Here is a 14,518-nt window from a genome sequence, read left to right on the forward strand (position 1 = left end):
TCGAGACCGAGGCTGCTGCTCATCTGTCATGGACACCTGTGTACTCCTTCAACACGAAAGGTTGATCTCCGTACACAGACCATCTGACACGCCCGCGGCAATCATCGGCGCCGTCCTTGTCAAGATCCAGCCAAGCGACGCACAGGCCGCGCTGACGGCGCTGCCGGCCTCGCGAACCGAGAACGCGGAACTCCCGAAAGCCCCACAAGATCGGGTACCTGTCATTGTCGCCTCGGCTATGCCGAGTGTCGTCGAGGTGCATGTGAAGTCCATCGGCGGGAGCTCCACCGGGTCGGGCACCGTTCTTACCAGATCAGGCCTCATCCTCACGAACTACCACGTCGTGGCCACCCACGACCTGGGCGCCACTCAGATCGACGTCAAGGTAGGAGGACAACACCCGGCGAGCCAGCAGGCGAGCATCATCAGCGCAGACCCAGCGGCGGACCTCGCCGTCATCCAGGTCACCAAGGAAGGAGGCTTCAAACCCGCGTCGCTGGGCGACTCCTCCACGGTCGTGCCAGGCACCCAGGTCATCGCCATCGGCTCCCCCGAAGGCCTGCAAGGTTCGGTCACCACGGGCGTAGTCAGTGCACTCGACCGACCCGTACAGGTCGAGGGAACACGCACTGGCCAGGACAAGCCCCTCACCTACGCAGCGATCCAGACCGACGCCGCACTCAACCCCGGCAACTCCGGCGGGCCGCTCCTCGACCTCGACGGACGCGTCATCGGCATCAACTCTTCGGTGTACACCCCGACCAGCGGCCCGCCGGTATCCGGCATCGGCTTCGCCATACCGATCAACGACGCCGAGAAGATCCTCGCTCACCTCGGCCCGTCGGCATGACCACTTCAAGCGAACCCAGCGGGCCTGGTCGGCGTGCGCACGACCCGATCGGAGGCCGTCGCCGCCCTCGTGATCCCGGTGGACTGGACCGCCTCGGTTCTCCGCAACTACCGCCCTATCTATTCGGTGGTGCGGCGCGTTGAAGCTCGCGCTCGGTCTCAGCGATGAGGCGGCGGGCCAGTTCGCTTTCGGCAGCAGCGACGACCGCTGAGATGTGGTGGGGATACATCCGCGCACGGATCGCAGCCATGCGGGTGAGGTCACCAGTCATTTGTGCGTGCAGCAGTTGGGTGAGGATCTGTTCGGCCTGGGCGGTGGTCAGCTCCGGCACGGGCTCCGCGACCCAGTACCAACAGGCGTCAACCTGGTGCGGCCAGCCCGGGACCCACACGAGGTCACGCCCCAAATAGGCGTTGGCCCAAACGCAGGCTTCACCAGCGTCCACCGGTCCGGTGATCCCGACCATGTGCCCATCGACATGGAGTTGCCAGCAGCGGTCCGGCTCGGTGTAGAAGATCAGTTCTGAGCGATACCAGGCTGGGTTACCCCACTGGGACTCTCTGTCCGTGGTCATGGCGGCCCCCTCCTCGAGCCTGGAAAGGCGCCGATGAGCGGTGGCCCGCCGGCGCGGGCGCAGGATCTCTTGCGTGGGCTCCGAGAGCCGCAACTCACCACGTCAAGGATCCGTCGTGCCCCTCGGCCACATCGACTGGATGAGGTGACACTCACCGAAGCACGCTCACTGCGGTCCTCTGCGAGCCAGTCGGCGTCTGGTGCGGTGACGACTACCTCGATAACGTCATGCAGGCTGGGGCTCGTCGGCTCTTGCGCGGTGAGGACAAGCTGTCCGGGGGAACAGGTCGTCGACGAGCTCGACCACGCCGACGCCACCGGCGGCTCCGGCCAGCTCGACAAGCACGGCCGTCGTCGGCTGCTGTCCGGCCCCGCGGTGGCGGGGTATCTGGCGAAGTACGCCACGAAGGTGACCGAGGCGGCCGGCCACACTCCCGCAAGATCACCGATGAGTCCATCGACTCTTACGCCAACGACACTCACCCCGGTCGGCTCATCGAGGCGTGCTGGCGACTCAGCGAGCAAGGCGACCAACCGGCCGTGGTCGTGGAAGTCGATCGGCCTGACCGGAAACTTTGGCGCTCCAGCGCAAGTCCGATCGGTCGATGCGTACGCGGCGGCGTTGGCGGCGCTGTCGAGTCGTGCGAGCTCCACGCCGAAGCTGCGCAATGGCCGAGGCGAGGCGATCCAGGCACTGCGGCTCGTGCGCCGTTCGGGGGTCAAGGCACCTACTCAGGCAGTCAACCAGCTAAAGGCTTTGGTGATGTCGGCACCGGACGAGCTGGTGAGCGTCTGCGTGATCTGTCGACCACGATGTTGATCCGTACCTGCGCCGGGATGTAACCACCCGGGCGGATTAGCAACCCCGCGACCGCGACCAAACTGCGATGAGAACGCTGCTCCCCCTGGGGTTCGACGGGCACACTCGGCTGAGTCTCGGTGCAGGGCTGGGCGGCGTGATCGACGCCGATCGGCTGGAACCACGGGGGCTGGATAGGCCCGTCTAGACTGCTGTCTGTAGGGGGGTGGGCAAAGCGCCTTCCACCGAATCCCATGATCACACCACATAGTCCCTCTCAACGGGAGATCCGTCGTCGGCTGTGGCTTGAGGGCACCGCCGAGCTGACCCGCGCGCTGTTGGGTGGCCTTGGCATCCACGAGGCGATGAACATGCTCACTCAGCGGATGCGGAGGATCTCCGCTGCGGACTTTGTCGCCGTAGTCCTGGTCGATCAGGCCGACCCTGCCAGCGTGGTCTATGAGGCGGTCGAGGGACTCGGCATCAAGCACGGTATGGGCACCCGGCTTCCGCGCCGGGGCCTGACGGCCGCAACGCTCAGGACCGGGGAGCCGCTCCTCATCGCGGATTTGCCCAGCGATGAGCGGTTCGACCCACCGGATGCCTGGCGGAACACGTTGCGGGAGATCGGCCCAGCCGTGTTCATGCCGCTGATCGCCGAAGGGATTCCCCAGGGCGCACTCATCGTCGGATGGCGGCGGGCATCGGGCCAGGAGCATTTCGATACCGAAGAGACAACCCAGTTGCAGATCTTCGCCGATTACGCAGCCTTGGCACTACAACGGGTCCGGGACCAAGAACAACGTAGACGTCGCGACCGCTGGTTGGAGACCACAGCGGGGATGGCTCGCCTTCTGCTGGGTGAGGTCGACCGCGACGACGCGATGCGTATGATGGTCCGCCAGCTGCGCGGTGCTGTCGGCGCCGATGTGGTCGGGGTTATTCTGGTCGACCCCATCGATCCGACCTCCGCGAGAGCCATCATCTTCGAGGGCTTGGGCCGGCCTGTCCCGCCGGGACGGCGGCTTCCCATGCAGGGCCTGGTCCCCCAGGTGATCAAATCGGGTGAGCGGGTCGTCAGTTTTTACTACACCAGGGAGCCCGGCTACCAACCACCCGCGGAGTGGGCGGAGGCCCTGTCCGACGTCGGGCTGGGGATGCTGATTCCGCTGCTGTCGGACAACAACACCTTCGGCGTGCTGTTCGCCGCCTGGCGACGCGGCTCACCCCTTGAGCACTCCGCCGCGAACGAGGTCGAGCAGGTCCAGACCTTCGCCGATCTGACCGCTCTCGCACTCCACCGGGTGCGTAGCCAAAACGACCGTGCGCAACTGCTCCTGCTCCAAGACCGCGACCGGATCGCCCGCGACATCTCCGATGCCGTGCTCCAACGTCTGTTCGCCACCGCCCTCCGTCTCCGGACCGCCTACGACAAGTGCCCGGAACAGCAGGTACAACAGTCCATCCTTGCGGCGATCCGCGAACTGGACGAGATCAACGAGGAGATCCGGTCTGCGATCTTCCGGATCCGCCCTGACGAAGCCGGTGAATAGCTCGCCCGGGTGGCAGATGTGAGCCGTTGATCGGCGTGTGGGTACTGATGGCTTCGCAGAGCACGCCCATCGCGTAGGAGTCCGCGATGCTCGGTGACGTAGCTGTCCCGGAGCTTCGCCCGATGGGGGTCCGGGAGTGGGTCGCGCAGATGAGTCGGAGTGGTCTGAGTCCTTCGCGGGTCGGCCAGGCGTACCGGCTGCCGGCGCAGATCCTCAAGACTGCTCAGCTGGATGGGCTGGTGGCCGCTTCTCCCTGCGTGGGTGTCCAGCTTCCGCGGCTGCCCGAGCATGAGCCGACGATCCTGAAGCCGGTGCAGGTGGCCGACCTGGCGGGGGCGATGCCCGGTCCCTATGACCTGTTCGTCCTGGCCTTGGCCTACACCGGCTGCCGGTTCGGTGAGCTGACGGCGTTGCAGTGGAGGTACGTGGACCTGGCGTCGGGGTGCATCACGGTGGCCTCGTCTCTGTCGGATGCCAACGGTGTGTTGACGTTCGAGGAGCCGAACGCCCGGCCGTGCAACCAGGATGGCCGGCCGATGCGGAGGCCGGGTTGATCATCCGCACTGCGGCTGACCTGGGATTTCGGTGGGTGCCCCCGGCAGGATTCGAACCTGCGACACACGGTTTAGGAAACCGTTGCTCTATCCCCTGAGCTACGAGGGCGCGGTTGCTCACCTTACCGGGCGGCGGCGGGTCACGAATGCCCAGGACTGCCCCGGTGCGGAGCGTACCGCCGGATCCGCTCCGAGAGACCCTGCGACAACGACTTCGCAGGAGTATGGTCCCGCCCATGTCCTGGCCCCCGGCAGACGTCGGCCCCCGGACGCGCCTGCTGGTCGGGGCGTCCGGAGGTCCCTCAGCCGTTCGCCCGACGCTCGCGCAGGGCTCGTACGGCGCGTACCACCCGAAGCGGGAGCAGTCCGACAAGCGGGGCGCGCCGGCCAAGATCCGCACTGTCCTCGCGGTCGAAGGCGGCGGCGTAACGGCCGGCCTCGGCGGCGGTGGGGTAGCGCTTGCTGCCCGTGGCGCCACAGTCGCGCTGGCACCGCCAGGTCATGGTCTCGCCCTCGGCGGAGAAGCGATACCGATGGCCGAGAATCCGACAGCGCACCATGTCGGCGCATCCTACGGCGCCACCTGGACGTACGCCATTTCGCCGCGAGCAAGTCCGCTCGCGCGTGCGGAGCATCTCACCGCGCGTCCCATCCGCCTTCCCTGAGCGAGTGAAACGGACTGCTCATGTCGTCAACCACGTTGGACACCATTCGTACCCGGGTCCCAGCCCGGCTCGACCGCCTGCCATGGTCGCGATTCCACTGGCGGGTGGTGATCGGCCTCGGCACCGTCTGGATCCTCGACGGTCTCGAGGTGACGATCGTCGGCTCGGTGGCGAGCCGCATGATCGAGAAGGGCAGTGGGATCCACCTGACTGCCGGCGACATCGGGACCGCCGCCGCGATCTACGTCCTGGGCGCCTGCCTGGGTGCGTTGTTCTTCGGTCAGCTCACCGACCGGTTCGGCCGCAAGAAGCTGTTCCTGCTCACCCTGGGCGTCTACATCGTCGCCACGGTGGCCACGGCGTTCGCCTTCGCCCCGTGGTACTTCTTCCTGGCCAGGTTCTTCACCGGCATGGGCATCGGCGGGGAGTACTCCGCGATCAACTCCGCGATCGACGAGCTCATCCCCGCCCGCAACCGCGGCCAGGTGGACATCGCAATCAACGGCAGCTACTGGGTCGGCTCCGCGCTCGGCAGCATCGCTGCGATCTTCCTGCTCTCCGACATCTTCGCCACCGACTTCGGCTGGCGGCTGGCGTTCGGGGTGGGCGGCATCTTCGGCCTGGCCATCCTGGTCGTCCGCCGGCACGTGCCCGAAAGCCCGCGGTGGTTGTTCATCCACGGCCGTGAGGACGAGGCGGAGAAGATCGTCGACTCGATCGAACGCGAGGTCCGCGAGGAGGCCGACGGGGACATCCCCGAACCCGGCGAGAGCATCACGGTCCGCCAGCGCAAGACCATTCCCTTCCGGGAGCTCGCCAAGGTCGCGATCAGGAAGTACCCGCACCGCACCCTGCTCGGTCTCGCGCTGTTCATCGGGCAGGCGTTCCTCTACAACGCGGTCACCTTCGACCTGGGCACCATCCTCAGTACGTACTTCAAGGTGGCGTCCGGCTCGGTGCCGTTCTTCCTGGCGGTGTTCGCCGTCGGCAACTTCCTCGGCCCACTGTTGCTGGGAAGGCTTTTCGACACTGTCGGACGTAAACCGATGATCGCCGGGAGCTACCTCGGCGCCGCCGTGATGACGGCAGTCGTCGGCTTCCTGCTCATGAGCCACTCGCTGAACTCGATCTCGTTCATCGTGTTGCTGGCGATCGGCTTCTTCATCGCCTCGGCCGGTGCCAGCTCGGCGTACCTCACGGTCAGCGAGATCTTCCCGATGGAAACCCGGGCGCTCGCGATCGCGTTGTTCTACGCGGTCGGTACGGCGATCGGCGGCATCACCGGGCCGTTGCTGTTCGGCCAGTTCATCCACAGCGGCAACCTCGGTCTGGTGGCGCTGGGCTTCTTCATCGGCGCCGTCGCGATGGCCTTCGGCGGCGTGGCCGAACTGGTGTTCGGGGTGCGCGCCGAGCAGCAGTCCCTGGAGAACATCGCCCGCCCGCTCACCGCGGAGGAAGCAGACGAGAACGCCGGCGCGGGGGAGCAGGCGGAAGGAGAACCCGAGGACGAGGAGCGGGCGAGGGCGCGGGATGCGGCTCGTAGGGCCGAGACCGAACGCGACGAACGCATCGCCCGGCGGTCCGAACGCCAACGTACGCAGCGATACCGGCCCGGCCCGGGTACGTCGTTCTACTCCCCCGGCATGCACGCCTCCGGCGCCTCGCCCAGCCAGAGCCGCGTGGCCGGGGAACGTGCCCTCGACGAGGAGGTCGCCCTGATCTCCAACCTGGTCCGCGAACACGGAAAGATGGACCGGGACACCATGTTCCGCGAACTCGGCGCCCGCCGGTGGGGCCCCCGCCGGTTCGAGATCGCACTGAGGACGGCCGTCGCCGACGGTCTCATCCGGCCCACCGGTCGCCGGCAGTTCGGCCCGCCCGAGGACCAGGGCCGGTAAGTCGGCACCAGGTCGCAGTGGTTCAGGAGTAGTTCAGCAGGAGAGGCAACAGCAGGCGCGCCGGTCGACGACCGGCGCGCCTGTTGCTGTCAGAGACGTCAGAAACGTCAGTGCCGTCAGTAGCCGCGCTCGACCTCGACCAAGCCGACGAGCTCCTCACCGGCGATGTAGCGCTGGACGTTCTCGTGCACCCGCCTGGTGAGCCCAGGGATGAGCAGGCTGGGCGGGTTGGCCGAGTGGGGAGTGATCAGCGCGCGCGGCTCGTTCCAGAGCGGATGGCCGTCCGGGAGCGGCTCGGGGTCGGTGACGTCCAGGCCGGCTCCGGCGATGCTGCCCGCCCGCAGCGCCTCGACCAGCGCGTCGGTGTCGATCAGCGAGCCGCGGGCGATGTTGACCAGCCAGGCGTGCGGCTGCATCAGTCCGAGCTCCCGGGCGCCGATCAGGTGCTTGGTCTCCGCCGTCGACGGAGCGCCGATCACGACCACGTCGGAGGCGGTCAGTACGTCGTCCAGCCGGTCCGGGGTGTAGGTCTCCGCGGCACCGGGCACCGGCGTACCCGAGCGGGTGATCGCGAGCACGCGGACCCGCAGTGGCTCCAGCATCCGGATCAGCGCCCGGCCGATGCCGCCGCAGCCGACGATGCCGACCGTGGAGTCCAGCAGCGTTCCGGACCGCACGTTCGTCCAGGTCCGCTCGCCGGCCAGCGTGTGCAGCCGGCGTACCCCCGCGAGCATCAGCGCCAGCGTGTGCTCGGCGACACCGTCGGCGTAGCTGCCGACCGCGCAGGTGTAGACCTTGCCGGAGGTGAAGATGCCCTCCCGGAACCACGACTCGATGCCGGCCGACGGAAGCTGCACCCACCTGATGCCGTCGTGGTCGACGTCCTTGAACTGGTCGGGCGACCCGCCCCACCACACCAGCGCCTCGGCCTGCGTGGGGTCGTCGACCACCTCGCCACCGGCCGTCTTGACGGCCTCGAGGAGTTCGGGCAGCTGCTGTGGGCCGACATAGATCCTGGGGGTATGTGCTCCGGAGGTCATGCGACCAGTATCTCCGCGCGGCAGTTTGTCGCGATCGGCGGTGGTCGCCCGGACGGTGATCTCAGCTTGCCCGGCGGGCGGCCACGTCCTCGGCGGTCACGTCGAGCAGGAACCGCTGTGCCGGACTGAGCCGGTCGTACGTCGTGGAACGGATGTAGGCCTTCTGGTCCAGCTGCTGGGGGAGGTCGCGAGTGCAGAACGCCATGTGCATCGCCCGCCTGGGCCGGTCGGAGCTGTTGAGCGTACCGCCGTGCCAGAGGTGGCTGTTGAAGATCACCACCGTGCCGGCGGGGGCGAGCAGCTGAACCTCGTCGGGATGGGCGTCCTTGGGGTCGGCCATCTCCCTGCCGGGGAGCTTGGCCCACCGGTGCGAGCCCGGGACGACCCGGGTGGCGCCGTTGTCGGCGGTGAAGTCGTCCAGCAGCCAGATGGAGTTGCACACGCGGTACGCACCGGGCTGGACGGGCTCGCCGTAGTCGGTGTGCAGACCCTGGAGTCCCTTGCCCGGCCGGGAGGCGCGGCTGTTGAGGGAGAACACCTTGAAGTCGCCGAGTACGTGCCGCATGCCGGCCAGCACCCGTGGATGGGTGAAGCACACGTCGAACATCGGGTCCTTGTTGATCAGGTCCGACAGCCGGTCCGCGCCCTCCTCCTGGTGCACCTCCAGGCCGGCCCGCTCGCCCTCGGCGGCGGTGAGCTCGGCCAGGCGCGTGTTGAACGCCGCGACCTGCTCGGAGCTGAGGATGCCCGGCAGCGGGAGGAAGCCGTCCCGGTCGAGCTGGTCCTTCTCCTTGCTGGACAGGGTTTCGTCGGTGACGGCGAGGTCGCGCAGTGCGGTCGCCATGTCCATGGTGCGCTCCGTTCGGTCGAGTTCGCGCTCCATGGTTCGCCGCGTTCGGGCGGGTGTTCCACCACTTGGCCGCCTGCGGTCACCGGCTGGCCCGAAGCGGCTGATGCGGCTCTCGCGGGTGACGCGGGCGGTGTGCGTACGCCCGGGTGGTGTACGCGCGACGCACCCGGCCCGGGAGCCAGGGCCCGGGCCGGGTGCGTCGCGGGTTCAGCCGTCCGAGCCGCCGATCAGGCCTCGGACAGGTTGTCGATCGAGGTGAGCTCGTCCGCGGACAGCTCGAAGTCGAACACGTCGATGTTGGCCTCGATGCGCTCGCGCTTCGCCGACTTCGGGATCACCACGACGCCGCGCTGCAGGTGCCAGCGCACGATCACCTGCGGGACGGTCTTGCCGTACTTGTCGGCGAGGCCGGTCAGCACCGGGTCGTCTAGCTTGGCGGCGCGGAAGGGGCTGTAGCCCTCCACGACGACGCCGCGCTCGCGGCTGCCCTCGAGCAGGTCGCGGTCGAACTGCACGGGGCTCCACTTGATCTGGTTGACCGCGGGCGTCACGCCGGTCGCGGAGGTGAGCTCGTCGATCTGGTCGAGGGAGTAGTTGCTGACGCCGATGTGGCGTACGAGCCCCTCCTTCTGCGCTTCGACGAACACCTTCCACGACTCCACGCCGGCGGTGCCGTTCGGCGGCCAGTGGATCAGCCACAGGTCGAGGTGGTCCACGCCGAGCTTGTCCAGGCTCTCCTGGAGCGTCTGGCGCTCACGGCCGACGTGGTCCGGGGGCAGCTTGGTGGTGACGAAGACCTCGTCGCGGGGTACGCCGCTGTCGCGCAGCGCGGCGCCGACCTGGTCCTCGTTGCCGTAGCCGGTGGCTGTGTCGAGGTGGCGGTAGCCGGCTTCCAGCGCCCAGCTGACGGCCTGGCGGGCTTCGTCGCCGGAGAGCTGCCAGGTGCCGAACCCGATCAGCGGGATGCGGGCGTCGGGGGAGAGCGGTGCGGTGAGTTGGGAGGACAGGCCGATGTCAGTCATGCCCTCGGTCCTACCCCCTCGGACCCGTGAAACGCCAACCAGTTGGCCTGGCGGGGGCGGGCTGGCCAGATGTGGCCGAACCGGTTCGCGGAGGTACGTTCGAAGGGTGTCCGACTCGACTCCCCAGCCCCACTCCGGGGCCTCCTCACCCGCCGGCTCTCCCTCCGGCTCGCCCGCTGACCCGGCCGCCCGGATACCACTCTCCGTACTCGAACTTGCACCGGTCGGCGAGGGGCAAACCACCGCAGAGGCCCTGAACGCCGCCGCGACCGTGGCCGAGCGGGCCGAAAAACTCGGCTTCCGCCGCTTCTGGGTGGCCGAGCACCACAACATGCCAGGCGTCGCGTCCACGTCACCGGGTGTGTTCGTCGGCCACGTCGCTGCGCGGACGAGCAGCATCCGAGTCGGTTCGGGCGGGGTGATGCTGCCCAACCATCCACCGCTGGTGGTCGCCGAGCAGTTCGCGATGCTGGAGGCGCTGCACCCGGGGCGGATCGACCTCGGCATCGGTCGCGCGCCAGGAACCGACCCGGCGACGGCGGCGGCGCTGCGCCGGACGAAGGAGGGGCTCGGTGCCGAGGACTTCCCGCAGGAGCTCGCCGACCTGCTCGACCTGCTCGGTATCGAGGAGGGCGGCGGGCGGCTCGCCCTGCGGCGGATGAGCGCCACGCCGGTGGCGACCTCCGCGCCCGAGGTCTGGCTGCTCGGGTCGAGCGGCTACAGCGCGCAGGTGGCCGGGATGCTCGGGCTGCCGTTCGCGTTCGCCCACCACTTCAGCGCAGCGAACACGGTGCCCGCGATGGAGCTGTACCGCTCGACGTTCCGGCCGTCCGCGCGGCTGGCCGAGCCGTACGCGATGGTCACCCAGTCGGTCTACCTCGCCGACACCGCCGAGGAGGCGGAGGCGATCGCCCGGCCGGCCCAGCTGGCCCAGGTCTCGCTCTACACCGGCCGCCCGCGGCGTACCCCCACGCCGGAGGAGGCCGCCGCGCACGAGTGGACCGACGCCGAGCTCCGGATCATCGAGCAGGGCCCGAGCAGGCCCACCATCGGCGACCCGAAGTCGGTGCTCGCCGAGCTCATCGACCTGGTGAGCGCCACCGGTGCGAACGAGCTCATGGTGACGACGATGACGCACGGACTGGCCGAACGCCTGCGAAGCTTCGAACTGCTCGCGCAGGCATGGTCCGGGGGAGGCGCCCAGGACGGACCCCGGGCCGGGTAGCCGGGCGGGGTAGCCGCACTGGGCAGCCGGAGGCCGGAGGCAATTGGTTTGCGCTCGGTCCCGCGAAGCCGCACGCTCGTCGCCGTGACCGACATACGCACCGATCGTCTCCTGCTTCGCCGATGGCGGGACACCGACCTGGCGCCGTGGGCGGAGATGAACGCCGACCCGGCCGTCCGCGAGCACCTGGGTGACCTGCTGACCCCCGAGCAGAGTGCGGCCTCGGTGGGGACGTTCAAGGCGGAGTTCGACCAGCGCGGCTACGGCTGGTGGGCCGTCGAGGAAGTCGCCACCGGGACGTTCGTCGGCTTCGCGGGCCTGGACCTGGTCGACGACCACATGCCGTTCGACGGGATCGAGATCGGCTGGCGGCTCGCTCGCTCCGCCTGGGGGCACGGCTACGCCACCGAGGCGGCGTTCGCGACGCTGGCGTTCGGCTTCCGGACTCTCGGGTTGCCGGAGATCCTGGCGGTCACGACAGCCGGGAATCATCGCTCACAGGCGGTGATGCGGCGCATCGGCATGACCCGCGATCCCGAAGAGGACTTCGACGATCCGTCGGAGCCGGAAGGGCCGTTGCGGCGCTGCGTGCTCTACCGGCTCCGTGCCGCCGACTTCCGCGCCACCGCCCCGGCGGCGGACCGTCAGGCCGGGTAGCAGCGGATCTCGGCCGCCTTCACGCTCGCCCAGATCCGCGCACCCGGCTGCAGGCCGAGGTCGGCGACCGCGTCGGCAGTGACGTCGGCGAGCACCGGCGGCCGGCCGGAAAGCCGTACGCGCATGAGGTCTCCGTGGCGTTCGACGCCGGCGACCTCCACCTGCCAGCAGTTGCGCGGGCTGCCCCCGGGCGCGGTGCGGTACAACGCGACCGCCGACGGTGCGAACGCCACGAACACCTCGCCCGTCGCCCGCGTCCCCGCGGTCAGCTCACCGCCGTCGGCCAGCCGTACGACCCCGGCCTCGTCGGTGTGCCCGCGGAAGAGGTTGAGGCCGACCAGGCGGGCGACGTACTCCGTGCGTGGCGTACGAGCGACTTCTGCCGGCGAGCCCTCCTGCGTGACCCGGCCGTTCTCCAGCACGACGAGCCGGTCGGCCAGCACCATGGCGTCGAGTGGTTCGTGGGTGACGAGGATGCAGGTCCCGTCGTACGCCGAGAGGTGGCGGCGAAGGTCGGCGCGGACGTCGACCCGGGTGCTCGCGTCCAGCGCCGCGAGCGGCTCGTCCAGCAACAGCAGGCGGGGCGTCACGGCGAGTGCCCGGGCCAGCGCGACCCGCTGCGCCTGCCCGCCGCTCAGCGCGCGCGGCCTGGCATCGGCGACGTGGGCCAGCCCGACGCGTTCCAGCCAGGACAGGGCCGCCGCGCGCGCCGTCGCCTTCGCCACACCGTGCGCCCGCGGACCGAACGCCACGTTGTCCAGCGCGGACAGGTGCGGGAACAGCAGGTAGTCCTGGAAGACCACGCCGATCGGGCGCTGCTCCACCCGCAGGTAGTCCCGCGTCTCCGGCCGGTCCAGCACCTGGTCGTCCAGGTGGATCTCACCGGAGCTCAGTGGCTGGAGCCCGGCCAGCGCGCGCAGTGTGGTCGACTTGCCGGCCCCGTTCGGGCCGAGCAGCGCCACCACCTCACCGGGGCCGGCGGCCAGGTCGAGATCGAGCGTGAACGGCGGCCGCCGGACGACGACGTGTGCCCGCAGGCTCATCGGGGCACCCATCGGTCGCGCAGAGCGGCGAGCACAACCACCGACACGACGAGCAGCAGCAGGCTGAGGACGATCGCGGCGTCCGGGCTGGTCTCCATCGCGACGTACACCGCGAGCGGCATCGTCTGCGTCGTTCCGGGGAAGTTGCCGGCGAACGTGATCGTGGCTCCGAACTCACCCAGCGCGCGGGCCCAGGCGAGCACCGCGCCGGCCGCCACACCCGGAGCGACGAGGGGGAGGGTGACCCGGCGGAACGTCAGCCAGCCCGAGGCGCCGAGCGTGGCGGCGGCGTCCTCGTAGCGCCGGTCCGCCGCGCGCAGTGCCCCCTCCACGCTCAGCACCAGGAACGGCGTGGCGACGAACGCCTCGGCGAGGACGACCGCCGCGGTGGTGAACGGCAGCGACAGGCCGAACCACGCGTCCAGCCACTGTCCCACCAGACCGCGCCGGCCCAGCACGAGCAGCAACGCGACCCCGCCGACGACAGGTGGCAGGACCAGCGGAACGGTCACCAGGGCGCGCGCCAGGCCGCGTCCAGGGAGCGCGCTCCGGGCGAGCACCCAGGCGAGTGGGACGCCGAGCACCAGCGCGACCAGCGTCGCGAGGGTCGCGCAGACCAGGGACAGCCGCAGCGCCTGCCAGACCTCCGGCCGGGCCAGCTCCTCGGGCAGCGTGGACCAGGGCGTACGGACCACCAGGCCGAGCAGCGGGACGACCAGGAAAGCCAGCCCCACGCAGGCGGGAACGGCGAGCACGAGCGGAACCCGGGCGCGTACTCCTGCCCGGCGCTGCTCGCCGGCCGTCCCTCCAGCCATGCCCAGACCTTAGGTCGGCCCGGGTCCCGGCAGACGACGGGTACCGGCTGAGCATCGAGTATCCGAGGAGTGCTGGTCGGGGCGGATCACCGGACTGCCCGGCGGCGAGGCATCATCGAGGGCATGGACGAACCCAGGCGGCCCCGCCCCACCCGCCGGTCCGCGGACGCGATCGGCCCGTTGCTGCCCGACCGGGCGACCGAGGACGACCCGGAGCGCTGGGGCGACCGGGACGGGTCCGAGGACGACGCCGACCGCCGCCTACGCGATGAGGTGCCGCCCCACCACGGCCAGTAGGAACAGCCCACGCCCGGTGAGGAGGAGCAGCCGTCAGCGGGAGACCGTCGGCTGCCCGGGCGGTGCCGGTGGAAGGTCCCGGCCCGGACTCCGGTCGCCGGCTCCGTCCCCTCCTGGTTCTCCGGCACGGCCGTCCCGCTGCTCGCGGGCCTCGGCCAGCAGGTCGCGGATGTCGCGGAGCAGCAGGATGTCCTCGGCGGGCGGAACCTCCGGGACGGCTTCGGGGTCGTGGTGGTGACGGCGCAGCGCCGCCAGCCGGTTGACCGGCACCACCACGAGGAAGTAGATCGTGGCGGCGATGATCAGGAAGTTGAACACCGCGTCGACGATCAGCCCGAGGCTGAAGTGCGCGTTGTGAACGGTGAAGCGGCCGACGTTGGTGAGGTCGGGCTTGCCGAAGATCGCCGCCACCAGCGGGTTGATGAACCCCTCGAGCAACCCGGTGACGATCTTGGTGAACGCCGCGCCCAGGACGACCGCGACCGCGAGGTCGAGAACGTTTCCACGCATCAGGAACTGCTTGAACCCCTTGAACATCGGGCTCCTTCCGGTCGATGCCGGAACCTACCGCGCACCGGCCGCGCCGCATCACCCCCCGTCCGCGTTCGCGAGCGCCGCACCGCCCCGATCGCGAGGATCCGGTGGGTGTGTCCGGATCCTGAGCAGGGCCACCCGCG

General features: G+C 69.6%; 16 protein-coding genes and 1 tRNA gene. 8 read left to right on the forward strand and 9 right to left on the reverse strand.

The features are described 5' to 3' along the window. On the forward strand, positions 1 to 850 hold an 850-nt coding region (locus ABZV93_RS25620), incomplete at its 5' end, for a trypsin-like peptidase domain-containing protein (RefSeq protein WP_354940746.1). A 115-nt stretch (positions 851 to 965) separates the two neighbouring features. Here ABZV93_RS25620 and ABZV93_RS25625 read toward each other — a convergent pair. Further along, positions 966 to 1,424: a hypothetical protein gene (locus tag ABZV93_RS25625; RefSeq protein ID WP_354940749.1), complete on the reverse strand. Its 459-nt coding sequence runs from the start codon at positions 1,422 to 1,424 to the stop codon at positions 966 to 968. 144 nt (positions 1,425 to 1,568) lie between these two features. On the opposite strand from ABZV93_RS25625, the gene ABZV93_RS25630 reads away from it, so the two are divergent. The 3 genes from ABZV93_RS25630 to ABZV93_RS25640 all read left to right on the forward strand — a co-directional run bounded on the left by ABZV93_RS25630 (position 1,569) and on the right by ABZV93_RS25640 (position 4,329). Further along, a complete protein-coding gene (locus ABZV93_RS25630; protein ID WP_354940752.1) occupies positions 1,569 to 2,243 on the forward strand; it encodes a hypothetical protein in 675 nt (224 codons plus the stop codon). 233 nt (positions 2,244 to 2,476) lie between these two features. Further along, positions 2,477 to 3,775: a GAF domain-containing protein gene (locus ABZV93_RS25635; RefSeq protein ID WP_354940755.1), complete on the forward strand. Its 1,299-nt coding sequence runs from the start codon at positions 2,477 to 2,479 to the stop codon at positions 3,773 to 3,775. Between the two features lie 86 nt (positions 3,776 to 3,861). Continuing rightward, positions 3,862 to 4,329, forward strand: coding sequence for a hypothetical protein (locus ABZV93_RS25640; protein ID WP_354940758.1), 468 nt, complete (start codon positions 3,862 to 3,864; stop codon positions 4,327 to 4,329). A 36-nt stretch (positions 4,330 to 4,365) separates the two neighbouring features. Here ABZV93_RS25640 and ABZV93_RS25645 read toward each other — a convergent pair. Both ABZV93_RS25645 and ABZV93_RS25650 read right to left on the reverse strand, forming a co-directional pair. Then, positions 4,366 to 4,438: transfer RNA gene (locus tag ABZV93_RS25645), tRNA-Arg, on the reverse strand. Positions 4,439 to 4,631: 193 nt separating this feature from the next. Further along, positions 4,632 to 4,889, reverse strand: a complete 258-nt coding sequence (locus tag ABZV93_RS25650; protein ID WP_354940761.1) for a hypothetical protein — start codon at positions 4,887 to 4,889, stop codon at positions 4,632 to 4,634. A 125-nt stretch (positions 4,890 to 5,014) separates the two neighbouring features. On the opposite strand from ABZV93_RS25650, the gene ABZV93_RS25655 reads away from it, so the two are divergent. After that, complete coding sequence (locus tag ABZV93_RS25655) at positions 5,015 to 6,892, forward strand: MFS transporter (protein WP_354940764.1); 1,878 nt, start codon at positions 5,015 to 5,017, stop codon at positions 6,890 to 6,892. Between the two features lie 116 nt (positions 6,893 to 7,008). Here the strand turns inward: ABZV93_RS25655 and ABZV93_RS25660 are convergent, their stop codons facing one another. The 3 genes from ABZV93_RS25660 to ABZV93_RS25670 form a co-directional block, all read right to left on the reverse strand. After that, the gene (locus ABZV93_RS25660) at positions 7,009 to 7,932 is read right to left on the reverse strand and encodes a D-isomer specific 2-hydroxyacid dehydrogenase family protein (protein ID WP_354940767.1); all 924 of its coding nucleotides are present in this window, start codon (positions 7,930 to 7,932) and stop codon (positions 7,009 to 7,011) included. 61 nt (positions 7,933 to 7,993) lie between these two features. Continuing rightward, the gene (locus tag ABZV93_RS25665; protein ID WP_354940770.1) at positions 7,994 to 8,782 is read right to left on the reverse strand and encodes a phytanoyl-CoA dioxygenase family protein; all 789 of its coding nucleotides are present in this window, start codon (positions 8,780 to 8,782) and stop codon (positions 7,994 to 7,996) included. Positions 8,783 to 9,009: 227 nt separating this feature from the next. Next, positions 9,010 to 9,804: an aldo/keto reductase gene (locus tag ABZV93_RS25670; RefSeq protein WP_354940773.1), complete on the reverse strand. Its 795-nt coding sequence runs from the start codon at positions 9,802 to 9,804 to the stop codon at positions 9,010 to 9,012. Positions 9,805 to 9,910: 106 nt separating this feature from the next. Here ABZV93_RS25670 and ABZV93_RS25675 point away from each other — a divergent pair, with 106 nt between their 5' ends. Both ABZV93_RS25675 and ABZV93_RS25680 read left to right on the forward strand, forming a co-directional pair. After that, positions 9,911 to 11,029 (forward strand): LLM class flavin-dependent oxidoreductase, encoded by a 1,119-nt coding sequence (locus ABZV93_RS25675; protein WP_354940775.1) that lies wholly within the window; start codon positions 9,911 to 9,913, stop codon positions 11,027 to 11,029. Between the two features lie 84 nt (positions 11,030 to 11,113). Next, the gene (locus ABZV93_RS25680) at positions 11,114 to 11,686 is read left to right on the forward strand and encodes a GNAT family N-acetyltransferase (RefSeq protein ID WP_354940778.1); all 573 of its coding nucleotides are present in this window, start codon (positions 11,114 to 11,116) and stop codon (positions 11,684 to 11,686) included. On the opposite strand, the gene ABZV93_RS25685 is transcribed toward ABZV93_RS25680, so the two are convergent. Beyond that, positions 11,674 to 12,729, reverse strand: coding sequence for an ABC transporter ATP-binding protein (locus tag ABZV93_RS25685; RefSeq protein ID WP_354940781.1), 1,056 nt, complete (start codon positions 12,727 to 12,729; stop codon positions 11,674 to 11,676). The two genes, ABZV93_RS25680 and ABZV93_RS25685, sit on opposite strands and share 13 nt — an antisense overlap. After that, a complete protein-coding gene (locus tag ABZV93_RS25690) occupies positions 12,726 to 13,544 on the reverse strand; it encodes an ABC transporter permease (RefSeq protein ID WP_354940784.1) in 819 nt (272 codons plus the stop codon). The genes ABZV93_RS25685 and ABZV93_RS25690 overlap by 4 nt, the downstream gene beginning before the upstream one ends. Positions 13,545 to 13,667: 123 nt before the next feature. On the opposite strand from ABZV93_RS25690, the gene ABZV93_RS25695 reads away from it, so the two are divergent. Next, complete coding sequence (locus ABZV93_RS25695) at positions 13,668 to 13,841, forward strand: hypothetical protein (protein WP_354940787.1); 174 nt, start codon at positions 13,668 to 13,670, stop codon at positions 13,839 to 13,841. Positions 13,842 to 13,874: 33 nt separating this feature from the next. Here ABZV93_RS25695 and mscL read toward each other — a convergent pair whose 3' ends face one another. Next, positions 13,875 to 14,378 (reverse strand): large conductance mechanosensitive channel protein MscL, encoded by a 504-nt coding sequence (gene mscL, locus ABZV93_RS25700; RefSeq protein ID WP_354940790.1) that lies wholly within the window; start codon positions 14,376 to 14,378, stop codon positions 13,875 to 13,877. Positions 14,379 to 14,518 lie beyond the last annotated feature (140 nt).

The organism is Actinopolymorpha sp. NPDC004070, assembly GCF_040610475.1.
GTDB lineage: Bacteria > Actinomycetota > Actinomycetes > Propionibacteriales > Actinopolymorphaceae > Actinopolymorpha.